This is a genomic window from Ruegeria sp. BJ3 (genome assembly GCF_056535665.1).
The window spans coordinates 461,936-484,186 of sequence record NZ_JBQFIT010000001.1; the positions used below are offsets into that span (position 1 = coordinate 461,936).

At 61.8% G+C, this 22,251-nt stretch carries 23 protein-coding genes, 1 other RNA gene and 1 riboswitch; of the genes, 10 read left to right on the plus strand and 14 right to left on the minus strand.

All coding sequences use genetic code 11. The annotated features are described in order from the left end of the window. Positions 1–41 precede the first annotated feature (41 nt). The 3 genes from pta to pdxR form a co-directional block, all read right to left on the minus strand. A complete protein-coding gene (gene pta / locus ACR3EL_RS02325; RefSeq protein WP_170341369.1) occupies positions 42–1,049 on the minus strand; it encodes a phosphate acetyltransferase in 1,008 nt (335 codons plus the stop codon). Between the two features lie 21 nt (positions 1,050–1,070). Next, positions 1,071–2,846, minus strand: a complete 1,776-nt coding sequence (xsc, locus tag ACR3EL_RS02330; protein WP_170341371.1) for a sulfoacetaldehyde acetyltransferase — start codon at positions 2,844–2,846, stop codon at positions 1,071–1,073. Between the two features lie 125 nt (positions 2,847–2,971). Continuing rightward, positions 2,972–4,432 carry a MocR-like pyridoxine biosynthesis transcription factor PdxR gene (gene pdxR / locus ACR3EL_RS02335; protein ID WP_170341373.1) on the minus strand — a complete coding sequence of 487 codons (1,461 nt, stop codon included), beginning with the start codon at positions 4,430–4,432 and terminating at the stop codon, positions 2,972–2,974. A gap of 134 nt (positions 4,433–4,566) precedes the next feature. On the opposite strand from pdxR, the gene ACR3EL_RS02340 reads away from it, so the two are divergent. Together ACR3EL_RS02340 and ACR3EL_RS02345 are read left to right on the plus strand one after the other, a co-directional pair. Then, a complete protein-coding gene (locus ACR3EL_RS02340) occupies positions 4,567–4,875 on the plus strand; it encodes an ArsR/SmtB family transcription factor (protein WP_093964304.1) in 309 nt (102 codons plus the stop codon). Continuing rightward, entirely contained in the window at positions 4,868–5,896 is a 1,029-nt protein-coding gene (locus ACR3EL_RS02345; RefSeq protein ID WP_170341375.1) for a permease, read from the plus strand. Before ACR3EL_RS02340 ends, ACR3EL_RS02345 begins: the two co-directional genes overlap by 8 nt. A 41-nt stretch (positions 5,897–5,937) precedes the next feature. On the opposite strand, the gene ACR3EL_RS02350 is transcribed toward ACR3EL_RS02345, so the two are convergent. Together ACR3EL_RS02350 and ACR3EL_RS02355 are read right to left on the minus strand one after the other, a co-directional pair. Then, positions 5,938–6,327: a hypothetical protein gene (locus ACR3EL_RS02350; protein WP_170341377.1), complete on the minus strand. Its 390-nt coding sequence runs from the start codon at positions 6,325–6,327 to the stop codon at positions 5,938–5,940. 50 nt (positions 6,328–6,377) lie between these two features. Beyond that, a complete protein-coding gene (locus ACR3EL_RS02355; protein WP_170341379.1) occupies positions 6,378–7,139 on the minus strand; it encodes a DUF1013 domain-containing protein in 762 nt (253 codons plus the stop codon). 130 nt (positions 7,140–7,269) lie between these two features. Between ACR3EL_RS02355 and ACR3EL_RS02360 the strand changes: the two genes are divergently transcribed. Further along, a complete protein-coding gene (locus ACR3EL_RS02360; RefSeq protein ID WP_480720287.1) occupies positions 7,270–7,911 on the plus strand; it encodes a ribonuclease T2 family protein in 642 nt (213 codons plus the stop codon). Here the strand turns inward: ACR3EL_RS02360 and ACR3EL_RS02365 are convergent. Then, entirely contained in the window at positions 7,908–8,396 is a 489-nt protein-coding gene (locus ACR3EL_RS02365; RefSeq protein WP_170341383.1) for a hypothetical protein, read from the minus strand. The two genes, ACR3EL_RS02360 and ACR3EL_RS02365, sit on opposite strands and share 4 nt — an antisense overlap. A 196-nt stretch (positions 8,397–8,592) precedes the next feature. Between ACR3EL_RS02365 and ACR3EL_RS02370 the strand changes: the two genes are divergently transcribed. Next, positions 8,593–9,090 (plus strand): lactoylglutathione lyase family protein, encoded by a 498-nt coding sequence (locus ACR3EL_RS02370; protein WP_093964418.1) that lies wholly within the window; start codon positions 8,593–8,595, stop codon positions 9,088–9,090. A gap of 71 nt (positions 9,091–9,161) precedes the next feature. Here ACR3EL_RS02370 and recR read toward each other — a convergent pair whose 3' ends face one another. From recR to ACR3EL_RS02385, 3 genes are all read right to left on the minus strand, one after another. Continuing rightward, positions 9,162–9,755: a recombination mediator RecR gene (recR, locus tag ACR3EL_RS02375; protein ID WP_170341385.1), complete on the minus strand. Its 594-nt coding sequence runs from the start codon at positions 9,753–9,755 to the stop codon at positions 9,162–9,164. Positions 9,756–9,801: 46 nt separating this feature from the next. Then, on the minus strand, positions 9,802–10,146 hold the full coding sequence (locus ACR3EL_RS02380) for a YbaB/EbfC family nucleoid-associated protein (RefSeq protein WP_170341387.1): 345 nt from the start codon (positions 10,144–10,146) through the stop codon (positions 9,802–9,804). Between the two features lie 86 nt (positions 10,147–10,232). Continuing rightward, the gene (locus ACR3EL_RS02385) at positions 10,233–11,987 is read right to left on the minus strand and encodes a DNA polymerase III subunit gamma/tau (protein ID WP_480720291.1); all 1,755 of its coding nucleotides are present in this window, start codon (positions 11,985–11,987) and stop codon (positions 10,233–10,235) included. A gap of 155 nt (positions 11,988–12,142) precedes the next feature. Here ACR3EL_RS02385 and ACR3EL_RS02390 point away from each other — a divergent pair, with 155 nt between their 5' ends. Further along, the gene (locus tag ACR3EL_RS02390) at positions 12,143–12,646 is read left to right on the plus strand and encodes a protein-tyrosine phosphatase family protein (protein ID WP_480720293.1); all 504 of its coding nucleotides are present in this window, start codon (positions 12,143–12,145) and stop codon (positions 12,644–12,646) included. Between the two features lie 3 nt (positions 12,647–12,649). Here the strand turns inward: ACR3EL_RS02390 and ACR3EL_RS02395 are convergent, their stop codons facing one another. Beyond that, the gene (locus ACR3EL_RS02395; RefSeq protein ID WP_170341391.1) at positions 12,650–13,057 is read right to left on the minus strand and encodes a hypothetical protein; all 408 of its coding nucleotides are present in this window, start codon (positions 13,055–13,057) and stop codon (positions 12,650–12,652) included. An 86-nt stretch (positions 13,058–13,143) separates the two neighbouring features. Beyond that, positions 13,144–13,361, minus strand: a riboswitch (cobalamin riboswitch). A gap of 28 nt (positions 13,362–13,389) precedes the next feature. Then, a complete protein-coding gene (locus ACR3EL_RS02400) occupies positions 13,390–13,923 on the minus strand; it encodes a TetR/AcrR family transcriptional regulator (RefSeq protein WP_480720297.1) in 534 nt (177 codons plus the stop codon). A 123-nt stretch (positions 13,924–14,046) separates the two neighbouring features. Here ACR3EL_RS02400 and ACR3EL_RS02405 point away from each other — a divergent pair, with 123 nt between their 5' ends. Next, on the plus strand, positions 14,047–14,904 hold the full coding sequence (locus ACR3EL_RS02405; RefSeq protein WP_170341395.1) for an alpha/beta hydrolase family protein: 858 nt from the start codon (positions 14,047–14,049) through the stop codon (positions 14,902–14,904). An 81-nt stretch (positions 14,905–14,985) separates the two neighbouring features. Here the strand turns inward: ACR3EL_RS02405 and ffs are convergent. Further along, positions 14,986–15,084: signal recognition particle sRNA small type (ffs, locus tag ACR3EL_RS02410), an RNA gene on the minus strand. 39 nt (positions 15,085–15,123) lie between these two features. After that, positions 15,124–16,992 carry a 5'-nucleotidase C-terminal domain-containing protein gene (locus ACR3EL_RS02415; RefSeq protein ID WP_480720300.1) on the minus strand — a complete coding sequence of 623 codons (1,869 nt, stop codon included), beginning with the start codon at positions 16,990–16,992 and terminating at the stop codon, positions 15,124–15,126. A 173-nt stretch (positions 16,993–17,165) separates the two neighbouring features. Here ACR3EL_RS02415 and nudC point away from each other — a divergent pair, with 173 nt between their 5' ends. Further along, positions 17,166–18,149 (plus strand): NAD(+) diphosphatase, encoded by a 984-nt coding sequence (gene nudC, locus ACR3EL_RS02420; protein WP_170459975.1) that lies wholly within the window; start codon positions 17,166–17,168, stop codon positions 18,147–18,149. Positions 18,150–18,187: 38 nt separating this feature from the next. After that, the gene (locus tag ACR3EL_RS02425; RefSeq protein WP_170360904.1) at positions 18,188–18,655 is read left to right on the plus strand and encodes an SRPBCC family protein; all 468 of its coding nucleotides are present in this window, start codon (positions 18,188–18,190) and stop codon (positions 18,653–18,655) included. 56 nt (positions 18,656–18,711) lie between these two features. Here ACR3EL_RS02425 and ACR3EL_RS02430 read toward each other — a convergent pair whose 3' ends face one another. Continuing rightward, positions 18,712–19,545, minus strand: a complete 834-nt coding sequence (locus ACR3EL_RS02430; protein WP_093964319.1) for a prephenate dehydratase — start codon at positions 19,543–19,545, stop codon at positions 18,712–18,714. Positions 19,546–19,664: 119 nt separating this feature from the next. On the opposite strand from ACR3EL_RS02430, the gene ACR3EL_RS02435 reads away from it, so the two are divergent. Both ACR3EL_RS02435 and ACR3EL_RS02440 read left to right on the plus strand, forming a co-directional pair. Next, positions 19,665–20,168, plus strand: coding sequence for a c-type cytochrome (locus ACR3EL_RS02435; RefSeq protein WP_170341467.1), 504 nt, complete (start codon positions 19,665–19,667; stop codon positions 20,166–20,168). Positions 20,169–20,340: 172 nt separating this feature from the next. Further along, positions 20,341–22,251, plus strand: coding sequence for an extracellular solute-binding protein (locus tag ACR3EL_RS02440; protein WP_480722452.1), 1,911 nt, complete (start codon positions 20,341–20,343; stop codon positions 22,249–22,251).

The window sequence follows — 22,251 nt, forward strand, 5'->3', positions numbered from 1 at the left end:
GATTTAGAATACTGTTCTGACGATGGCGTCAGATTTGATGGTCATGTTCCCAATGCCTGCAGCACGGTCACGGCGATCATCTGGTCGACATCCTCTGCGCTGCAGCCCCGGGACAGATCATTCGCCGGTCGGGCCAGACCCTGCAGCACCGGACCGATCGCCATGTATCCACCGATCCTCTGGGTGATTTTGTAGCTGATGTTTCCCGCGTCCAGATTGGGAAAGATCATGACGTTGGCCTTGCCGGCCACAGTCGATCCCGGAGCCTTTTTCTGGCCGACGGGGGGGTGGAAAGCCGCGTCGAATTGCAGCTCGCCGTCGACATGCAGCTCGGGATGCTGTTCGCGCAAAAGGCGCGTTGCCTCGGTAACCTTGTCGACACCGGGATGTCTTGCGCTGCCTTTGGTTGAAAAGCTCAGCATCGCCAGCGACGGCTGTTCCCGCAGGATGGCCCGGGCCGACTGGGCCGAGGCCGCCGCGATATGGGCCAGTTCCGATGCGGTCGGATCAATCACGAGCCCGCAATCGGAAAACAGCATCGCGCGCGCATCAGGTCCGCCCGGATCCGGCGGGTACATCAGGAAAAACGAGGACACCAATCCGGCATCCGGGGCCAGGCCGATCACCTGAATCGCCGTGCGAACCACCTCACCGGTCGTGTGGACAGCGCCACCGACCGTTCCCGTGGCACGGCCCGTCCGGACCAGCATGGCCGCGTAGACCAAGGGCGTTTCGGCGGCGGACCGGGCCGACACCGCATCCACGCCCTTGTGCCGGCGCAGATCGTGGTAGATGGCCGCGAACTCCTCGGTCAGCGGCGACTCGGTCGGGTCATGGATGGAAAGGTCATCGCCCGATGCGGCGCCCTGCGCCAGCAACTCGGTTTCGATCTCTGCCCGCGGACCGACAAGGATGATGTCGGACAGCCCTGCGGACCGGGCGGCAAGCGCCCCCGCAACGATGCGGGGATCACTGCCTTCGCTCAGTGCAACGACTGGCCGGATTGCCGGAGCTTGCTGACGCAACAACTCAATGGGTGTCAGGGTCATCCGCTCCAGCTCCGTTCCCGCTCAGACCTGCTGCGGCAACATGTCGTCGGCCGAAATACCGGCCACCGCCACAGGCTTTTTCATAGCGTCGCGGCGGAACGGCTCACCCAGTTCCTGGTTGATCAGGGCTTCGATCAGGGTGGTGATGCCGTTTTTCTGGTCTTCGATGGCCTGGTTCAGGGCGGCGGTCAGCTCGTCCATTGTGCGGGCGACGACACCCTTAAGGCCGCAGGCTTGGGCTATGCCGGCATAGGACACTTTGGTGTCCAGTTCGGTGCCCACGAAGTTGTCGTCGAACCACAGGGTCGAGTTGCGTTTTTCCGCGCCCCACTGGTAGTTGCGGAACACGATCTGCGTCACGGCAGGCCATTCCTCGCGGCCGATGGCGGTCAGTTCGTTCACCGCGATGCCGAAGGCGCCGTCACCGGCAAAACCCACTACGGGCACGTCCGGGCAGCCGATCTTGGCGCCGACGATGGCGGGCAGTCCATATCCGCATGGTCCGAACAGGCCGGGGGCCAGATACTTGCGACCTTCCTCAAAGGACGGGTAGGCGTTGCCGATGGCGCAGTTGTTGCCGATGTCCGAGCTGATGATGGCTTCTTTCGGCAGTGCGGCCTGAATGGCGCGCCAGGCCATGCGAGGGCTCATCCAATCGGGCTTGGCCGCGCGTGCGCGCTCGTTCCAGCTGGTGCCCGGATCGTCGTCCTCGTGGTCCATGCTGCTGAGCTGCTGGGCCCAACGCGATTTCTTTTCGGCAATCTTGGCCTTGCGTTCGGCGCGGCCCTCGTCTCCGGCCGTGTCGCTCAGCTGCGCCAGGATGCCATTCGCCACCTTGGCCGCGTCGCCGACGATACCGACCGAGACCTTCTTGGTCAGGCCGATCCGGTCGGGGTTGATGTCGACCTGGATGATCTTGGCGTCAGCCGGCCAGTATTCCATGCCATAGCCCGGCAGGGTCGAGAACGGGTTCAGGCGCGTGCCGAGGCACAGGACCACGTCGGCTTCCTTGATCAGCTCCATCGCTGCCTTGGACCCGTTGTAGCCCAGCGGGCCGGCAAACAGCGGATGGCTGCCGGGGAAGGCGTCGTTGTGCTGGTAGCCGACGCAAACCGGCGCATCCAGACGCTCGGCCAGAGCCTTGGAGGCCTCGATGCCGCCTTTGGCCAGCACCACGCCCGCTCCGTTCAGGATCACGGGGTTTTTGGCATTCGACAGCAGTTCGGCGGCCTTTGCGACAGCGGTTTCACCGCCTGCGGGACGCTCGAAATCGACAACCGCGGGCAGTTCGACGTCAATGACCTGAGTCCACATGTCACGCGGGATGTTGATCTGGGCCGGGGCGCTGGCGCGCTTGGCCTTCATGATCACGCGGTTCAGAACCTCGGTGACGCGGGATGGATCGCGGACCTCTTCCTGATACGCGACCATGTCCTCGAACAGTTTCATCTGCTCGACTTCCTGGAACCCACCCTGTCCGATGGTCTTGTTCGCGGCCTGCGGGGTGACCAGCAGCAGCGGCGTATGGTTCCAATAGGCGGTTTTGACGGCAGTGACGAAGTTGGTGATGCCGGGGCCGTTCTGCGCGATCATCATCGACATCTTGCCGGTGGCGCGGGTGTAGCCGTCGGCCATCATGCCGGCGCTGCCTTCATGAGCGCAGTCCCAGAACATGATTCCGGCCTTGGGGAACAGGTCCGAGATCGGCATCATGGCCGAGCCGATGATCCCGAACGCGTGTTCGATGCCGTGCATCTGCAGAACCTTAACAAAGGCCTCTTCTGTCGTCATTTTCATTTGGACGCTCTCCAAGCAATGGTGGAAACGGTCAGGCGATACGCCTTGGCTTGCCATTGGTTTTGGCGCAACGGGGGCATCTGGGTTAGGGCCAGACACGGCGCCGGAGTAGGTCCAGTGTGGCCTCAGCAGGCCCGGATCACGGCCGCAACCCGTTCGATTCCCGCGGGTATCCGGTCAGCCGAAATCGAGGAATACCCGAGGCGGTAATAGTTCCTGGGCCGATCCGGCCCCGAGAAGAACGCAGAGCCGGGCTCGATATGAACACTCTGATTTTGAAGCGTTTTCGCCAATTCCGCGGTGTCGACGTGGTCCGGTGCCTTCATCCACATCGACGATCCACCGAAGACCCCGCGCCCTGCCACGGTCAACCCGTTCGCCTCGATCGCGTCCTCGATCGTCTTGCGCCGCTGCATCAGAGCCTTGGACATACGCCGTATCTGGGCGTCATAGTGCCCGAGCGACAGGAAATAGGCCGCCGTTCGCTGGATATGGCCGGGTGGGTGTCGGAAAACGAGCGACCGCAGCGCGCGGGCCTCGCGTATGAACGGTTCGGATCCGACCATGTACCCCAGCCGCAGTCCCGGGAACAAAGACTTGGAAAAGCTGCCCACGTAGACCACACGCCCATCCTTGTCCAACGACTTGAGCGCCGGGGACGGGGCACCCAGGAAGGCCATCTCGAACTCATAGTCATCTTCGACGATCATCGCGTCCAGTTCGCGGGCACGTTTCAACAGGTCGTGACGCCGGGCGACGGGCATTGTCGCGGTTGTCGGGCATTGGTGGCTGGGCGTGGTGTAGATCACGTCGGTGCCGTCCGGGATGGACTCGGGCGGTAACCCATCCTTGTCCACCCGCAATGGTGTCATCGAGGCATCCGAGCAGCGCATAAGCTCGTGCAGAGCGTAGTAGCTGGGATCCTCGATCGCAGCCTTGCGCCCATGGCCCAGAAGAATGCGCGAGGTCAGCCAAAGGGCGTTCTGAGCGCCCAACGTGATCAGGATTTCCTCGGGCCGAGCGGCGATACCGCGGCGGGGCAAGGTGTGGCGGGCAATGAACTCGATCAGCAACGGATCGTCCTGATCCACGTAGTCGCCGGTCAGCGAGTCGAAATCCTTGTGGCCAAGGGCTCGAACGGCGCAGAGGCGCCAGTTCGCATGATCAAACAGGGTGCGGTCGGCCTGGCCGTAGATGAACGGATAGCTGTATTCCCGCCAATCCGGTGGCTTGGCCAGAAAATCACCCTCGGAAAAGCGGCGGGCCAGTGCGGCGTCCCAGTTGACGGTTTCTTCGCTGCGCTGAACCGGTGTGTATTTCGGTGGCACCGGCGCGTTCTGTGACACGTAGTACCCGGACCGGCCTTTGGCCGTCAGATAGTCATTTGCCAGCAACTCGGTATAGGCCAGCGTCACCGTGATGCGGCTGACACCCAGATGCCCGGCCAGTTTGCGCGACGACGGCAGTTTCTCACCGACATGAAAGCGGCCTGACAGGATGCCCTCGGCAATCATCTGCTGGATCTGCGCCTGCAGAGTGCCCTGACCGCCCGGTTTCAGAAAGAAGGTATCGACCGAAATTCCCATGCCTCGTTATATGTTGGACTTAAATACAGGGCAATCTGGACTTATTCGGGATCAACGGAAATTTATCCATACGGTTGACTCGGGCTTTGCTCATCACTAAAAAACTATAAATCTAGTTTAATAGAGATAACCAAATGTGGGAAAAAGCTGCTGCAGGGTTTTCGGCGATGGGGTCCGAGGCGCGATTGCAGGTGCTCAAGACCCTTGTGCGGGCCGGACAGGCTGGTCTGACGGTCGGAGAGATCCAAAGTCGGACTGGGATGGCACCGTCCACCCTGGCTCATCACCTGCGATTCCTGGCGGCAGGCGGCGTGGTCGAGCAGGAGAAATCCGGGCGGACCACAATCAACCGAGCATGTTTCGATGAATTGAGATCACTGGCGCAGTTCATCCTCAGCGAATGCTGCGCGGATGAATCCAGAAAGGTTGCCAACGATGGCTGAATTGACCCAATCCCCGAAGGCCGTTGGTCAAACCCTGTCCGGTCTGCTGAAGACACCCTGGGCCCTGATCGCGGCGATCCTTGTGCTTGTGGCCATTCTGGACCCGGGCAATTGGGTGAACGTCACGACTTTTGCAGCCAAGGCTCTGGTGCACACCGGTCAGTACATACTGTTTGCAGTGCTGTTGCTGTCCTACCTCAAGGCCAGCGGGGCCGAGACTATGGTTGCCCGAGCCTTCGAGGGCCGTGAAACCCGGATGATCCTGCTGGCCGCATTGTTTGGCGGGTTGGCTCCGTTCTGCTCTTGCGAGGTGATCCCGTTCATCGCAGGCCTGCTTGCATTGGGTGCGCCCTTGTCGGCGGTCATGGCCTTCTGGCTGAGCTCGCCGTTGATTGACCCGCCCACGCTGTTGATCACGGCGGGCGCTTTGGGCTGGCCGTTTGCGATCGGCAAAGCGGTTGCCGCCGTGGCACTGGGATTGTTCGGCGGGTTCGCGGTGCGTTTTCTTATGCGTCAGGGTGCCTTTGCCCAACCTCTGCGCCACTATGAACCGGCCGGATGCTGTGGCTGCGGCCCGAAGAAAGACACGCTGCTTTGGCGCTTTTGGCAAGAGCCCGAACGCCGCGTCCGGTTCCGTCGGGAATTCGTGCAGAACGGCCTGTTCCTGCTGAAGTGGCTCGCCCTGGCCTATGTGCTCGAGGCGCTGCTGGTCAGCTATGTTCCGGCTGATCTGATCGCGCGGCTGGTTGGTGGCGACGGTGCCTTGCCGATCGTGATCGCCGCCTTTGTCGGGATGCCGGCCTACCTGAACTCGTATGTCGCGCCGCCGCTTCTGGCCGGCCTGATGGAGCAGGGGATGAGCGCGGGCGCGGCGATGTCCTTCATGATCGCCGGGGCCGTCAGTTCCATTCCGGCCATGGCGGCTGTCTGGTCTCTGGTCAAACCCCGTGTGTTCGCAGCCTATATCGGGCTTGGGATCAGCGGAGCTATTGCAGCCGGGATCCTGTTCCAGCTTTTGTAAGAAGAAAACCGCCCGGAGTATTCTCCGGGCGGTTTTGCAAATCAGCTTGCGCCGCAGTTGCTTGGCAATTTGAACCGATAGCGCGGTTCGCCGCTGTCCACGAAAACCCGTTTTTCCACACAGGCCGTGGTTCCGACACTGCGCGCGATCGGCGCCTCGGTCGCGGTGATTGAAGTTGCCGATCCGTCCGGCAATCGAACCGACGCGATGACCCCGTTCTTGAGATCACCATTGATTGGCGTAGCCGACAGTACAGGAACGGTCATATACGCTTCGTGTTCGTGTTTCCCATCGCCGCTGAACAGCAGCAGACCGGCAGCTACGGCGATAACGGCCACGCCGCCCAGAATGGCCAGTCCCTTGGTTTTTGCGAAAGCGTAAATCGAAACCGCCCGGTGCGGCCCGAAGATAGACGATAGAATGTTCAGCATGGTCCAGTTCCAAAAAGGCCCCGGTCCATCGGACCGGGGCCAGCACAGTGTCAGTTGCGCAGATCGTCCTCGTCGTCTTCTTCGGCGCCGCCCTTGGGCAGGTTGAAGAAGCTGTCGGCATCCACCACTGCTTCGTCTTCTTTTTCCTCGTCGCCGTCATCGGACAGCGAGAAGGTTTCCAGCCCCTCGATCGCCGTGGGGATCTTGGGAGCGGCATCCATTTCCAGCGACTGTTCGGTAGAGACCAACTTGCGGCGCTCGTCATCGCTCATGACGCCACCTTCGGCGGCCTTCTTGGCGGCGGCTTTCTGGACGGCGGCATCTAGTTCGGATTGTTTGCACAGGCCCAGCGCGACCGGGTCGATCGGCTGCATATTGGCGATGTTCCAGTGGGTGCGCTCGCGGATCGACTGGATCGTGGGCTTGGTGGTTCCAACCAGTTTGGCGATCTGGCCATCGGTCAGCTCCGGGTGGAACTTGACCAGCCACAGGATCGAGTTCGGTCGGTCCTGACGCTTGGACAGCGGCGTGTAGCGCGGACCGCGGCGCTTTTCCTCGCCGGCGGCGGCCGGGTTGAACTTGAGCTTCAGCTTGTGCAGCGGATCGTTCTCGGCCTTGTCGATCTCTTCCTGAGTCAGTTGGTTGTTGGCGATCGGGTCGAACCCCTTGACGCCTGCCGCCACATCGCCATCAGCGATGCCTTGCACTTCCAACTCGTGCATGCCCACGAAATCCGCGATCTGCTTGAAGCTGATCGTGGTATTGTCCACCAGCCAAACGGCGGTTGCCTTGGCCATCAGGGGTTTTGCCATCAGCCCGTCTCCTTTGAATACATCTGTCCCGTCGCCGGAATTCGGCGGCCCCGTGGTCTTGGGGCAGGTTTCCGTTGTCGGGGAACTTGGCCCGTATATAGTCGTGCAGATGCAAGAAGGGAAGAGGCGAATGCGCTGGGCGTTATTGGGGCTGCTGGTGTGGACTTTGGGCGCGACGGCCGCGCTGGCCGATGGCGAGAAGTCGGGCGTGTTCGACTATTACGTCCTGTCGCTGAGCTGGTCGCCCAACTGGTGCGCCCGCGAAGGCGACGCGCGCGGATCCGACCAATGCGATGCGCGCCACGATCACGGCTGGATCCTGCACGGGTTGTGGCCGCAATATCACCAAGGCTGGCCCTCCTATTGCCCGACAGCCAAGGCGCCGCCGTCCCGTGCGATGACCCGACAGATGGAAGATATTCAAGGCAGTTCGGGTCTGGCCTGGCACCAGTGGAAGAAACACGGCACCTGTTCGGGCCTGTCCGCAGCGGACTACTACGCGTTGTCCCGGCAAGCCTATGACCGCATCACCCGACCGCCGGTGTTTCGCAAGTTGGACAAAGCCGTGAAACTGCCGGCGCGCGTGGTCGAGGATGCCTTCCTCGACGCCAATCCGGGGCTCGAGCCAGACATGATCACCGTCACTTGCAAGCAGGGTTACATCGAAGAAGTGCGCGTCTGTCTGTCACGTGATCTGGACCCGGTGCCCTGTGGGCGGGACGTGATCCGGGACTGCACCGCTACTGATGCGTTGTTCGATCCGATTCGCTAGAGCTTCTTGTTCTGGCAGTCCCGCGCATAGTCCAATGCCTTGGCGGTGCCCTTCAGATCGATCGCCAAAACCCGCTCGCCTGCGGGGTTGTAGATCGTCATCGTCTTGTTCTGGGCGATGGCCGCAACAAAGTTCCGGTCGGTGAAGAAAACGGTCGCACCGGGCACCCGATCCTGCTTGAACCCGATGGCTGTGGCGTCAAAGCTCTTGCCGTCCAGCTCGAACCGGATCGGATAGGATTTGCCGGGCTCGATGTTGCCCCACCCCTTGTGGAAAACGGTGAAATAGCCCCGATTGTCCAGAGCATCATAGCCCAGGCGCACCACGGACAGGTCCTGATACACCGTCTGGATCAGACAGCCGTTGCCCAGATTGGGGTCCATCATGATGTTCCAGCCTTCGACGAACCCCTTGTCGACCAGTTGCTGTGACCACGCGGAAGTGGCGGTGAAGGCGGCGAAGGTCAGGGCGAGAAGGCGTTTCATGGCGGGTTCCGATATCAAATGGGTCAGGCTAGGGCATAGTACACGGTGGGGGGTCGACGGAAAGATCATTCTAGGCCTCGGCAGCAGTGCATGATGATCTATGTGCATGGAACAACACGGCTTTGCCTTGTGGGGCGGGCGCTTGAAACAAGGACGTTGCAAAATACGTCTTGCCCAATAGACCAAGGAGCAAGCCATGCCTCAACATCCAAGAACATTCTCTCACATCGGGTTGTCCGTCCCGAACGTGGACGAAGCCGTGAAATTCTATTCCGAGGTTTTGGGATTTTACGTGATCATGCCGCCAACCGACGTGGTCGAGGATGACACGGACATCGGCGTGATGTGCACGGACGTGTTTGGCCCGAATTGGAAAAAACTGCGTATCGCGCATCTGGCGACCGCCGATCGTATCGGGATCGAGCTTTTTGAGTTTGATGGAAACTACGCGCCGGAAAACAACATCGACTTTCGCAGGAACGGGACGTTCCATTTCTGCGTCCAGGATCCTGATGTCGAAGGCTTGGTGGAAAAAATCGTGGCGGCCGGCGGGAAACAACGCATGCCTATCCGATACTACTACCCCGGCGAGAAACCCTACCGCATGGTCTATGTCGAGGATCCGTTTGGGATAGTCTTCGAGATCTACAGCCATTCCTATGAATTGACCTACTCGTCGGGTGCCTACACCTGACCGATGGGTAAAGTGGTACCTTGCAATCGAGGAGGGGCGAGAGCGTGCTGCTTGCAGGCAGCACGCGGCGGCTACAGTTCTTTCCGCGCCCGCAGCGCTGCGGTGATGGTCCCGTCATCCAGATAGTCCAACTCGCCCCCGATCGGCACGCCCTGCGCCAGCGAGGTCAGGCGGACCTGTCCTTCCAACTGATCTGCGATGTAATGGGCCGTGGTCTGCCCGTCGACGGTCGCGTTCAGGGCCAGGATTACTTCCGTGATGTTTTCGGCGGTGACGCGGTCGCGTAGGCGGGGGATGCGCAGGTCTTCCGGGCCGACGCCGTCCAGCGCCGAGAGCGTTCCGCCCAGCACATGGTAGCGGCCTTTGAACACGCCCGCGCGTTCCATCGCCCACAGGTCGGCCACGTCTTCGACCACGCACAGCTCTCCGGTGGCGCGGTCTTCGGAATTGCAGATGTCGCAGATGTCGGTGGTGCCCACGTTGCCGCAGTTCAGGCATTCGCGTGCGGTGGCGGCGACCTGCTGCATGGCGTCCGACAACGGCGTCAGCAGCAGGGCGCGTTTGCGGATCAGGTGCAGCACCGCCCGCCGGGCCGAGCGCGGTCCCAGCCCCGGCAGCTTGGCCATCAGATCGATCAGGGCGTCGATGTCACTGTTCGAACTCATGGCCTGTCCTGCGTGGCTTTGGCGGCGGGGGTTTGAGGGGCGAAGATCAGAACGGCAGCTTGATGTCCGCCGGCAGGCCCATGCTTTCGGTCAGCTTGGCCATTTCTTCCTGCGACCGCTCGGCGGCTTTGGTCTGCGCGTCCTTGATTGCGGCCAGGATCAGGTCCTCGACCACTTCCTTGTCGTCGCTGTTGAAAATCGAGGGGTCGATGTCCAGACCTTTCAGTTCGCCCTTGGCCGAGGCCGCGGCCTTGACCAGGCCCGCGCCGGATTCGCCGACGACCATGATGGTGTTCAGCTCTTCCTGCATCTGCGCCATCTTAGTCTGCAGTTCCTGCGCGGATTTCATCATCTTGGCCATGTCGCCCAGACCGCCGAGTCCTTTGAGCATCTGTATGTCTCCTGTCATTCGATTTGCGGCCTAAATACGGGCCGTCTGCGTCCTTCACAAGGGCAGCGCGCCTTCTGCGCGGATGATCAGTCTTCCTCGAACGGGTCCCATTCGTCTTCGACCTCCGGCAGGGCTTCGGTTTCGACCTTGGCCGCACGGTCCTCGGGTGTTTCAATCCGGGTGATGCGGGCCATGGGGAACTGTGTCAGAACCGCCTGAACCAAAGGGTGTTCTTCGGCCTTGGCCTTCAGCGCCAGCTCGGCCGCGTCGCGCAGTTCGGCGATGGTGGGCGCGTCCCCGTCCGAGACGATCGAGACCGCCCAGCGATTGCCGGTCCAGCGCTGCAGCGCGGACCCGAGCCGCGCGGCCAGGTCGGTGGGCGCCTTTTCGGTGGGCGTGAACTCGATCCGGCCCGGCTGGTACGAGACGAGGCGGACGCCGTTCTCGACCTCGACCAGCAGCTTCACGTCACGGTTGGAGCGGATCAGCTCGACCACATGCTCAAACGTTGGATAACGCGCCAGCGCGGTCTGCACGTCTTGGGCCAACGCCGCCGTGGGCGCGCCGCCCGCACCGCGCGGGGCCGGCGCATGGGCCGAGGCCGTCGCAGTCACGGGCGGGGCGCTGTTTCCGGCGACCGGAACGCCGCCCCCCGGCCCGCCGGCGGGCGGCGGAGGGCTGTCCTGAAGGCGCTTGATCAACTCTTCCGGGCTAGGCAGGTCGGCCACATGGGTCAGGCGGATCACCGCCATTTCCGCGGCCATCATCGCGTTGGGGGCGGCCGAGACTTCCTCGAGCGCCTTCAGCAGCATCTGCCACATCCGGGTCAGCACCCGCATCGGCAACGCCTCGGCCATCTGCTGGCCGCGGGTGCGCTCATCGGGCGAGACGGTGGGGTCTTCGGCCGCGTCGGGGGTGATCTTCACCACCGAGACCCAATGCGTGATTTCGGCCAGATCGCGCAGCACCGCCAGCGGGTCGGCGCCCTCGGCATATTGCGCGCCCAGTTCGGTCAGGGCCCCGGCCGCATCGCCGCGCAGGATCATGTCCATCAGGTCCAGCACGCGGCCCCGGTCGGCCAGTCCCAGCATCGCGCGCACCTGATCGGCAGTGGTTTCTCCGGCACCATGGCTGATCGCCTGATCCAGCAGCGAGGTCGCATCCCGGGCCGAGCCTTCGGCGGCGCGGGTGATCAGGGCCAGCGCGTCATCCGAGATTTCCGCGCCCTCGGCGGTGGCGATCTTGCGCAGCAGGCCGATCATCACCTCGGGCTCGATCCGGCGCAGGTCGAACCGTTGGCAGCGCGACAGCACGGTGACCGGAACCTTGCGGATTTCGGTCGTGGCGAAGATGAATTTCACATGCTCGGGCGGTTCCTCCAGCGTTTTCAACAGCGCGTTGAAGGCGCTGGTCGACAGCATGTGGACTTCGTCGATGATGTAGATCTTGTACCGTGCGCTGGCGGCGCGATAGCGCACGCTGTCGATGATCTCTCGGATGTCGTTCACGCCGGTGCGGCTGGCGGCGTCCATTTCCAGCACGTCCACATGGCGACCTTCCATGATGGCCACGCAATGCTCGCACTGGCCGCAGGGTTCGGTCGTTGGGCCGCCATTGCCGTCGGGTCCGATGCAGTTCATGCCCTTGGCGATGATCCGGGCCGTGGTCGTCTTGCCGGTGCCGCGGATGCCGGTCATGATGAAGGCCTGCGCGATGCGGTCCGCCTCGAACGCGTTTTTCAGCGTACGCACCATGGCATCCTGACCGACCAGGTCGGCAAAGGTTTCCGGGCGGTATTTTCGGGCGAGAACCTGATAGGCGGGGCTGGACTGTGTGGTCATGTCTGCTCTGACGGATTCGTACTGACGATGCAGGGTAGAGTTCCAGGTGCCCCGCGTCCACAGCACCGGTGCAGGTTTTTCGCTTTGGCGAGCGCGCGGTGTGAGGCATACTGCGCGGATCAAGTTCAATCAGCCAGTTTCGGGGGGAACGTCTGATGACAAATCTTGTGGTTCATGCATTGCAGGTGGGCGGCGGTACGCTGGCCCTGACCTCGGTTCCCGGCGGTGGCGGCGACTATGAGGGAGACCTGGACCTGATTTCAGCCTGGGCGCCGGGGCTGGTGATTTCGATGACAACCCTTGCCGAACTGGTTTCTGTGGGTGCGGGCGAATTGGGCTGTGACATTCATCGGCGCGCCTGTCGGTGGGCGCATCTTCCGGTCGCCGACTTCTCGGCGCCGTCGACCGAGATATCCGACCGATGGCCCGAAGTCAGCGCCGCCGCCCGCCATGCGCTGTCGGGCGGTGGGCGGGTACTGGTCCACTGCCGGGGCGGTTGTGGGCGGTCTGGCATGGTTGTTCTGCGCTTGATGATCGAGAGCGGCGAGCAGCCGGAACAGGCCCTGAAACGCCTGCGGGCCGTACGCCCCTGCGCGGTTGAGACTGATGCTCAGATGGACTGGGCCGTCGCCCCAGCGCGCGAGGCACTGGCGACCTGACATTCAGGCGGTTGCGCGGAACTCGCGCTCGGCCCTGACCACGGGCATGATCGCCGTGGCCTGCAGCATCGCACAGGGTCGATCACTGATGACCTGCGCAGGCAGGGCGTCGCTCTGGTCGTCAAACAGCATGTCGGCGTAGGTATCAAGGCAGTCGGACGGGGTGTCGGCGGCCGCTCCGCAATACACGCGGATCCGTTCGGGACGTGCATCGAACCGCGCCGTGCAGCCATGTTCGCAATGGGCCAGTTCGCTACTGCCTTCCACTTGGAAGTCGGGGGATGTAGCGGCCTGCGCCGTCGCCATTGCCTGCGCGATGGCCCGTGCCATGCGCGCCAATGCCGGGCAGGTCTTTCCGGTGCGCTGGCAGATGGTTGCCGCGAATTCATGGGTATCGGTCTTCCAAATCATGTTGCGCCCTCCGCGCGCTGGGCGAGGTGGATTTGGACAGACGCCGGTTTCAAGGCCAGACCCTGCCCGGACACCCCGTCCGAGTTTCGGTTTCACGTTTGATGGCAGGTCTCCTGACTTGCGGGTCTTTGCTTTGCCGACCTTCCCAACCTTGCGGTCAGTGGTATTTAGGCATCGCTCTCCGCCTACAGTTGCGGGGGCAGTCGCGGCCTTGGTCCGCTCCGGAGTTCCGGGTTGGACCGCACCGTGTTCCCTTTTCATCCCGGACCGAAACGGCACGGGAACCATCCCCTCATCGCTAGCGGTGTATCCGGGATCGAGTCAAGACGGTTTCAGCCCGGTTGCCGGAGTGAGTCCCAAGGGAACAGATCAGGCAGTCTGCGCAGCACATTCGAATCCCCGCGGGCACGGGCCAATTGCCAGCCGCCTTGCATCACGATGAACAGGGTGTCCGCAGCATTTTCAGGGTCGGAAACTCCGAACCGCGCGGCGTGGTTTCGAACTTCGATGATCCAGCTTTCATACAGACGGTCGGCATGTTCCCGAAACGCGCGGTTGTCGGGGCTTTCGAACAGGGTGGCGGCGATCGGGCAGGTCTCCCATTGGGCCGAGGTGTCGAACAGCTTCGCGATCTTGTGGCACAGGGTGGTGACCCCGTCGCGAAAATCCGCGGCGTCGTCGAATGCCGCAGCAATCATGCTCAACATCCCGTCCGAGGCCCAACTGGCCGCCGCCAGGGCCAGATCCGGCTTGCCCTTTGGAAAATGGTGATAAAGCGAACCCTTGGGGGCTTGCGCTTCGGCCAGCAATTCCGCCAGACCGACACCGTTATAGCCCGAGCGCTGGAACAGTCGGGCGGCAGTCACGATCAGGCGATCTTTGGTGTTTGGTGGACGTTGGGTCATGCAGGCCAAATATTGACAGGCCTAGACCAATTGGTCCAGACACAAAGTATTAGACCGATCGGTCCAGAGTGTTTGGAGGCAAAGATGTTGGATTCGCAGCACGCGGTTGACGTGGAAGACTTTAAGTTTCCGTCGGGCCAGACCCAGCTGGCGGCGCGGCTTTACACTCCGGCGGTCGAGCCGCAAACCGTTGTTGTGCTGAACGGCGCAACAGGAGTGCCACGTGACTACTATCAGCACTTTGCTCGCTGGCTGGCCGCCGAGCGCGGTATGGCTTGCCTGACATATGATTACCGGGATTTTGAGCATTCGCTGACCGGGCGGCTGAAAGACTCGAAGGCCACGATGGCGGACTGGGCGCTGATCGACATGCCCGCAGCGCGTGCCGAGATGCGCCGTCGATACCCGCAGGCAAAACTGTGGGTGATCGGGCATTCGGTCGGTGGAATGCTGGGTCCGCTGCAACCGGAAATCGAACAGATCGACCGGATGATCTGTGTGTGCGCAGGTTTGGTGACGGTGGCCGATCACCCGTGGCCCTACAAGGGCTTGGCGACTTTGTTCTGGTATGGCCACGTGCCACCTCTGGTGCGTCTTCTGGGGTACCTGCCGGGGAAACTTCTGGGATTCGGAGCCGATTTGCCGGCGGGCGTCTATTGGCAATGGCGCAAGTGGTGTACATCGCCCACCAGCTATCTGCCCGAATTGGGAGACACGCTTCCCCAAGCGGATTGGAGTCGGGCGAACGCCACGGCGGATATCATTGCGTTCGAGGATGACCAGACTGTGCCACCGCCCGCCGTCTGGCGGCTGGCTGAACTCTATGGTCCGACCGCCCGTCGGCATTTGTTGGAGCCGAGGGATTTCGGACTGTCCGAAATCGGTCATATCGGCGCCTTCGCCCGGCGCAGCAGTGCCGTTTGGCCGCGATTGATCGCCTGACCCGCCCGCAAGCGCGGTTTTCAGGAACAACGACGAAATACAGAGGTTGGATTGACCGGGCCGAATACGTGGCGCGGCGTCAAGTGAGAGGTTGGACATCGACCCAAGCGGGGCTCGTTGTGGCTGCTTCCTTCCGGACCTGACCAGGTTGGCGAGGCGCTTGCCCGCGCCAACCTCTCGACCGACGATATAGGCATCACGCACCCGCTTGGCAACCCGTCACAAAGACAGGCGTACCCTAAGAAACCCGCGCGCGTCCTGCCCGTCGGTGGTGGCTGCAAAGTGGTCGAGCTCGCGCAGGTAGTTTGCAGCGCGTGGCCCGGTCTTCAGAATCACGGACCGGCCCGCCTGCGGAACAAAGGAAAAGCTTTGGGCGGTGTTTTCCACCGGATCCGGACCCAATCGTCCCGCCAGGTAGTCGCGCAAGATTCCCTGGAGGCTCAGCGGCGGCACCGGGATCAGCCGGGCCGGGTCTGGGACGGGAAAGTTGCCGCCGCCATTGGCTCGGTAGCTGTTTGATGCAACGACGAATTGTTCATCCGGATCGACGGGGCGACCCTGATAGGCAAGATCGCGCAGGCGGGAATGGGACGTGTCGATCGACTGGCCGCCCAAATCATATCGCGCGGGCTGCGTCAGATCGAACCTGTAGGTCACCCCATGCAGCACGTCGAAATTGTGCCCGGTGCCCTCGGGGTTGATCAGAACCTGCTCGTCGCTATCGCCAAGTTGCGAGAATTGGGCAGCCGACATCTCCAGCCAATCGGCGATCTGGCGGCCATCCAGCAGCATGGCGGCCAATTGGTTCGGGAACACATGCAAGTCCGAGACATGCCGTACGGTGACATCGCCAGCCGGGACTTCGGTGTAGTGTCTTGGGCCGGCCCGGCCTCCGAATTTCGAAGGTGCGGCTGCGGACAGAACTGGCAGAGTCTCAAAGGCCGTCCCGGCCAGAACCGGTCGCAGGGCTGCCGCCTGGGCTGCGGCGACCAAGTTCAGCCCCTGATCCACCCCGCAGAAGGTGAAATAGCTATGCAAAGGACGATTGATCCGGCCCACCGGCTGGGCAGCGGCTTTGCGGGTCACTTTGTGGGCTGCGGCAAAAAGTTCGACCATCTCAGGGTCTTCAGGAACGACCCAATCTCCGGCTTCAGCCCCGCCCGGGCAGATCGCGCGCAGATGCGCGCTGCGACCAGCAATTCTCGCTTCTCCCGCGGCGTTCATAGCAAGCGTGAGGTCGATCACCCCCAAATGCGACCCCGCTGATCCGGGCATGACCACGGGTCTGGCCTGCTGCGGGTTACCATCGCTTGGGTCGGGCAGTGTCAGGTGCGTGTGTCCGGCCACGATTGCATCAATACCGCCCAGAGCAGAAAGCTGTGCGACCACATTTTCCGACATCGGCGCGACGTCGGGCTCGCCTAGACCAGAATGTGCAAGAGCCACAATCAGGTCGCAGCCCTGACGACGCAAATTCTCGGCCATCCGGCGCGCCGTGGCGACGGCATCCTCGGCTGCAACCTGGCCTTCCAATTGTGGTGCTTCCCACTTCACCGTCTGCGGTGGCAGGATCGAGAACACGCCAATTCGGACAGGAGTGCTTTGGCCGTTGATGTGGACATGACGGGTCAGGATGGCCTGTTTCTGCCAGGGCGCTACCCCGGTCAGACACTGCATGTTGCTGCACAAAACCGGGCAAGGTGCCCGAGAAACGATCCGGCCCAGAGCTGGCAGACCAAAGCCGAAATCGTGGTTCCCCAGCGCAATTGCGTCGTAGCCCAAGCGCCCAAAGGCGGACATCAAAGGGTGGGTCGTGTCGGTCTGTTCGGCCGCCCAATCACCCAGAAGTGTCCCCTGAAGGGAATCGCCGTTGTCGAACAGCAGGACAGTTGCATTTGCGTCTTCCGCCTCTTGACGTGCAGAGCGGATCAAACTGGCGGTTCGGGTGAAGCCCACACTTGGTTCCGGCCGGTCCGCATAGTAGTCGAAACTGGTCAGATTCATGTGCAGATCGGTCGTTGCAAGAATCCGGATGTGCGCGGTTTTCAAGTGGGGATGTGCCTGAAGCAGGGAGGATTTCAGAGCCAATTTTCTTCTTTTAAGTGCTGTTGTGCATACGTTTTCACTGAAAGGTAGAATACAGGCAATCGTCCGGGCTTCCATGCGTCCTTTGCGACAACGATGCTTTTTGCGAGTGTGGATTCCCATTGCGCCAGTGCCCAAGTCGTGGCAGCCCTTGTGCAAATTCCAAAGGGACAGGCATGAAACGGGCGGAAAGCGTGACATTTGGCGGCTCTGGACTGGACCGGGCGGCGCAGATCCGTACCGATGCCAGAGCCTTGGAGGCAGCACGGTCCGATACTACGGCGCGGTGCATCCTTATGTGGCGGGGCAAACCGTTGGTCATGGGCGAAGCGCTGGACCAGTTGGCCTTGGTTCCGATAGACCACGATCTGGTTGCGAACGGACCCGGCGGGGCGATTGACCAACCGATCTTGCTGGGGCGCAGTGATGCGGGTGCGCCGCTGTTTGCAATGGACATTTCGAATTGGTCTGCCGACGGGTTGGACCTGTCGGGCGTTGGAGCGTTCGTGGACCGAACCGAACAGCAGCATCCGGGGCTGCCCGTGGGCCACGTGTTCGCCGAGCTTCGTCGGATCATGACCCGGCTGTCGGCCCGGGACGCCGAATTGGCAGCCACCGCCAAAGCCGTGATCGGCTGGCACGAGACGCACAGGTTCTGCGCGCGCTGCGGCAACCCGACCAACATTTCACAGGCGGGGTGGCAACGACTGTGCCCGACCTGTGGCGGTCAGCACTTTCCACGGACCGATCCGGTGGTGATCATGTTGGTCACGTATGGCGATTCCGTCCTGATGGGCAGATCTCCGGGGTGGCCCGACGGCATGTATTCACTGTTGGCCGGTTTCGTCGAGCCGGGCGAGACCCTCGAAGCCGCCGTGCGGCGTGAGGTCATGGAGGAGGCCGGCGTTCCGGTCGGACACGTCAGCTATCTGGCAAGTCAACCCTGGCCATTTCCGTCGTCGCTGATGTTCGGGTGTGCAGCGCAGGCGCTGTCCCGCGAGATCACGATCGACCCGGTCGAGATCGAGGACGCGATGTGGGTCACCAAGTCCGAGATGATGCAGGCTTTTGCAGGCGAGCACCCCAAGCTTCTGCCGGCGCGAAAGGGGGCAATCGCGCATTTTCTTTTGCGTAACTGGCTTGCAGATACGCTGGACTGACGAAACACTGACACCCTGACTGAGCAGAAAAGGCCGACATGCAGGTTTCAGCACGCGAAGATATCCAGGCGCCGATCGATGCGGTGTTCGACATGGTCGCGGACTTCGAACGGTTCGAGCGCATGGCGATGCGCCGCGGTGTCGAGGTTCGACGCACTGTCGAAATGCCGGGCCACTGGGTCGGGTCGTGCTGGGAAGCCGATATCATGATCCGTGGCAAGCCACGCCACGTCGCGATCGAGGTGGCCGAGTTCGATCGCCCCACAGCCATGCGGTTTCGATCGACAAGCAAGGGGATGAACGGCCTGACCACGATTGATCTTCTGTCGCTGTCGCAGAAGCAGACGCGGCTGAGCATCGAGATGTCACTGGCGGCCAAGACCTTGCCTGCGCGTCTGCTTCTGCAGTCGTTGAAGCTGGGCAAGGCCAGATTCCGACGCCAGTTCCAGATGCGACTGAGCGATTTTGCGCGCGAAATGGAAGAACGCTATCTGCACGGGGCTTGAGAGCCGGCATTTGACCGGCCTCCAGCAGTCCCAAGCGGCTTGCGCGTGGGAGCAGACTAACCGCGTGGTCGAGCAGCGGGGTACACGCCCAGCACTTCCACATTCGTGGTGAAATGCTGCAGTTCATCCATCGCGAGTTGCACGTTGCGGTCTTCCGGGTGGCCGACGATGTCCGCGTAGAACTGAGTCGCCGTGAACGAGCCATCAACCATGTAGCTTTCCAGCTTGGTCATGTTGATGCCATTGGTGGCAAAACCGCCCATGGCCTTGTACAGCGCCGCCGGAATGTTCCGGACCTGGAACACGAAGCTGGTGATCATCCCGTGCTCGCCACGGCGGCTGCGGTCGTCCTCGCGCGACATCACCAGAAAGCGGGTCGTGTTGTCGTCGCTGTCTTCGATGTGGCGCGCCAGCAGTTCAAGGCCATAGATTTCGCCAGCAAGCTCGCTGGCCAGGGCCGCCGAATGTTTCTCACCCGCTTCCGAGACCTCACGCGCCGCGCGGGCGTTGTCAGGGCTGACCCGCCCGCGGATGCCATGGGCCTTCAGGAAGCTTGCGCATTGCGGCAACAGCACCAGATGCGAATGGGCTTCGGTGATATCTTCGAGTTTTGCGCCCGGCACGCCCAGCAAGTTGATGTGAACCCGCACGAAGGCCTCGTCCACGATGTGCAGCCCGCTGTGCGGGAGCAGGCGGTGGATATCGGCCACTCGTCCATAGGTGCTGTTCTCGACCGGCAGCATGGCCAGATCGGCCTCGCCCGAGCGCACCGATTCGATCACGTCCTCGAATGTTCGGCAGGGTAGGGCCTCCATATCCGGACGCGCATTGCGACAGGCTTCGTGACTGTAGGCGCCGGGTTCCCCCTGAAAGGCGATGCGTTTGGTCATTTGGTCGATTCCGTGCAACAAGTTCCAGAATTGGGCGTTTCGTCGCGGTGTCTATACCTTGCCTCTTGCAAGGGGAAGCCTTAGACACCCCGAAGACAGCTGAAATGGACTCGCGATCAATGTTCGACACGATGACAGTTACCAAGGCCGCAGCCGGCCTGTTCGGTGCCTTCCTTGTACTCCTCCTGGCAAAATGGGGGGGCGACGTTCTCTACCATGTCGGCGGGCACGGCGAAGCCGCCTATGTTATTGAAACCGAAAGCTCGGGCGAAAGCGCTGACGGCGAAGAAGTGGTCTTTGCCGATCTGCTGGCCGCAGCTGACCCGGAAAAGGGCGCGAAGGTTTTCCGCAAGTGTTCGGCTTGCCACAAGCTGGAAGAAGGCGCCAATGGCACCGGTCCCTACCTGTATGGCGTCGTGGACCGCCCTGTGGCGGCGGCTGCGGGCTTCGGCTACTCGGCGGCGATGCAGTCGCATGGCGGCAACTGGACCCCGGAAGAGCTGGATGCGTTCATTGCAAACCCCAAAGGCTATATCCAAGGCACTTCGATGAGCTTTGCCGGTCTCAAAAAGGCTCAGGAACGCGCAGACCTGATCGCGTACCTGCAGACGATTGGCGGCTGATCTGCCCACCCAGACACCGAAAAGCGAAAGCCGCTGCCATGTGCAGCGGCTTTTTTTGTCTGAGCAAAACTTCACAAAGCGCTCACGCATTCTAAACTTGCAAGTGTCAGTGCTGGGCTTTTAGCTTGCCCACAAGGACATGGACAGAAGACAACATCGAAGGATGACCCGTATGATTTCCCATCTGCCTGGCGCGCGCGAACAAGGTTTTCGTCATTGGGTCGCGGCATTGGGCATTTCGGCGGCGTTGGTTCTGGGGCAGGCGGGGCCAGTCCGGGCCGACGAGGACCAGATCATTCGCAGCCATGGCTACTCGTACTTCGGCAATCTCGACTACCCCGCCGACTACACGCACTTGAACTATGCCAACCCGGATGCACCCAAGGGCGGCGAGCTGTCATTGGCCGCATCGGGCACGTTTGATTCCCTGAATCCATATTCACGCAAAGGTCGCCCCGGAGCGTTGACGACACTGCAATACGATCGGCTGATGGACAGCACCGATGACAGTGTCGGCCAGTACTACGGCGTATTGGCTGAGAGCCTGGAGTATGACGCCGACCGCAACTGGGTCATTTTCCACCTGCGCCCCGAAGCGACGTTCTGGGATGGCACGCCCGTCACCGCCGAGGATGTGGTCTACAGCCACCGCCTGTTCATCGAACAGGGCCTGCCGTCATATGCGCAGGCCGTCGGGCGGATGGTGACCGGCGCCGAGGCGCTGGATACGCACACGGTCAAGTTCACGTTCAATCCCGAATTGACGGCCCGCAGCCGGATCGAAACCGTCGGCGCGACGCCCGTATTTTCGAAAGCGTGGTTCGAGGCCGATCCGTCCCGTCGCCTCGACGAGCCGCGCCTGGAAGTGGCCGTTGGATCTGGGCCGTACAAATTGGAGAGCTACGATATCAACCGGCGCATCGTCTACAAACGCCGGGACGACTACTGGGGCAAGGACTTGCCGTTCAACAAGGGCCGGCACAACTATGATACCATCCGAGTCGAGTATTTCGCGGACCAGACAGCCGCCTTTGAAGGCTTCAAGGCAGGCGAATACACGCTGCGGATCGAAAGCGATCCCAAACTGTGGGCGACCGGCTATGACTTCCCCAAGTTGAAAGAGGGCTATGTCGTCAAGGACGCGATTGCGAATGGCAGTCCGCCGACCCCGTCGGGATTTGTGTTCAACCTCGCGCGTCCGCAATTTGCGGACAAGAATGTTCGAAAGGCACTGGCGCTGGCATTCAACTTTGAATGGGCCAATGAGTCTCTGCTGTTCGGGCTGAACTCGCCCCGCGATTCGTTCATCGAAGGCACGCCGCTTGAAGCGATGGATACACCGCAGGGGCCAGAGCTGGCATTTCTGCAAGCTTTGGGCGACGTGGTTCCACCCGAGCTGTTTTCCGAACCGGTGACGACCGTTCACGAATCCAACCCGGCGCGCCTGAACGATCGGCGCAACCTGCGCAAAGCCTCAAAACTGTTGGACGAAGCCGGATGGCCGGTGGGCGACGGCAACTTGCGCCGCAATGCTCAGGGTCAGACCCTGCGGGTGAACATCCCCTATCCGTCCAACCTGCCGACATCGACAGCCACGATGATCGAGACCTTTGTCCAAAACCTCCAGGCGCTGGGCGTGGATGCGTCGGCCGAAAAGGTCGATCCGGCGCAGTACACCCTGCGCAGCCGCGAGCGTGACTATGACATGGTTTATTCAACACGCTATGGCGCGTTCCTGTCCACTGGCGGCGGCCTCAGTCAGATGTATGGCTCGAAAGAGGCCGAGTTCAGCCTGTTCAACCCGGCAGGCCTTGCCAGCCCGTTGGTGGACGCCATCATCGAGGCGTCTTTCGCGACCAACAATCAAACTGATCAGGACGCAGCGCTTATGGCCTTGGATCGCGCCTTGCGCTATGAGTTCTTCATCATACCGGATGGGTATATCGCGGAATACTGGACAGCCTACTACAACATGTACGAATACCCCGATCAGTTGCCGCCCTATGCGCTGGGATACCTTGATCTGTGGTGGATCAATCCCGAAAAGGAAGCGGCCCTGAAAGCAGAAGGCGCGCTGCGTTAA

Coding starts and splice junctions, on each gene's coding strand:
- ACR3EL_RS02430 (WP_093964319.1), bottom strand. CDS start 19,545: ATGACCAAACGCATCGCCTTTCAGGGGGAACCCGGCGCCTACAGTCAC.
- ACR3EL_RS02365 (WP_170341383.1), bottom strand. CDS start 8,396: ATGAAACGCCTTCTCGCCCTGACCTTCGCCGCCTTCACCGCCACTTCC.
- ACR3EL_RS02440 (WP_480722452.1), top strand. CDS start 20,341: ATGATTTCCCATCTGCCTGGCGCGCGCGAACAAGGTTTTCGTCATTGG.
- recR (WP_170341385.1), bottom strand. CDS start 9,755: ATGAGTTCGAACAGTGACATCGACGCCCTGATCGATCTGATGGCCAAG.
- ACR3EL_RS02340 (WP_093964304.1), top strand. CDS start 4,567: ATGTGGGAAAAAGCTGCTGCAGGGTTTTCGGCGATGGGGTCCGAGGCG.
- ACR3EL_RS02390 (WP_480720293.1), top strand. CDS start 12,143: ATGACAAATCTTGTGGTTCATGCATTGCAGGTGGGCGGCGGTACGCTG.
- pdxR (WP_170341373.1), bottom strand. CDS start 4,432: ATGGGAATTTCGGTCGATACCTTCTTTCTGAAACCGGGCGGTCAGGGC.
- ACR3EL_RS02380 (WP_170341387.1), bottom strand. CDS start 10,146: ATGCTCAAAGGACTCGGCGGTCTGGGCGACATGGCCAAGATGATGAAA.
- ACR3EL_RS02370 (WP_093964418.1), top strand. CDS start 8,593: ATGCCTCAACATCCAAGAACATTCTCTCACATCGGGTTGTCCGTCCCG.
- nudC (WP_170459975.1), top strand. CDS start 17,166: ATGAAACGGGCGGAAAGCGTGACATTTGGCGGCTCTGGACTGGACCGG.
- ACR3EL_RS02425 (WP_170360904.1), top strand. CDS start 18,188: ATGCAGGTTTCAGCACGCGAAGATATCCAGGCGCCGATCGATGCGGTG.
- ACR3EL_RS02355 (WP_170341379.1), bottom strand. CDS start 7,139: ATGGCAAAACCCCTGATGGCCAAGGCAACCGCCGTTTGGCTGGTGGAC.
- ACR3EL_RS02395 (WP_170341391.1), bottom strand. CDS start 13,057: ATGATTTGGAAGACCGATACCCATGAATTCGCGGCAACCATCTGCCAG.
- xsc (WP_170341371.1), bottom strand. CDS start 2,846: ATGAAAATGACGACAGAAGAGGCCTTTGTTAAGGTTCTGCAGATGCAC.
- ACR3EL_RS02435 (WP_170341467.1), top strand. CDS start 19,665: ATGTTCGACACGATGACAGTTACCAAGGCCGCAGCCGGCCTGTTCGGT.
- ACR3EL_RS02360 (WP_480720287.1), top strand. CDS start 7,270: ATGCGCTGGGCGTTATTGGGGCTGCTGGTGTGGACTTTGGGCGCGACG.
- ACR3EL_RS02345 (WP_170341375.1), top strand. CDS start 4,868: ATGGCTGAATTGACCCAATCCCCGAAGGCCGTTGGTCAAACCCTGTCC.
- pta (WP_170341369.1), bottom strand. CDS start 1,049: ATGACCCTGACACCCATTGAGTTGTTGCGTCAGCAAGCTCCGGCAATC.
- ACR3EL_RS02405 (WP_170341395.1), top strand. CDS start 14,047: ATGTTGGATTCGCAGCACGCGGTTGACGTGGAAGACTTTAAGTTTCCG.
- ACR3EL_RS02350 (WP_170341377.1), bottom strand. CDS start 6,327: ATGCTGAACATTCTATCGTCTATCTTCGGGCCGCACCGGGCGGTTTCG.
- ACR3EL_RS02385 (WP_480720291.1), bottom strand. CDS start 11,987: ATGACCACACAGTCCAGCCCCGCCTATCAGGTTCTCGCCCGAAAATAC.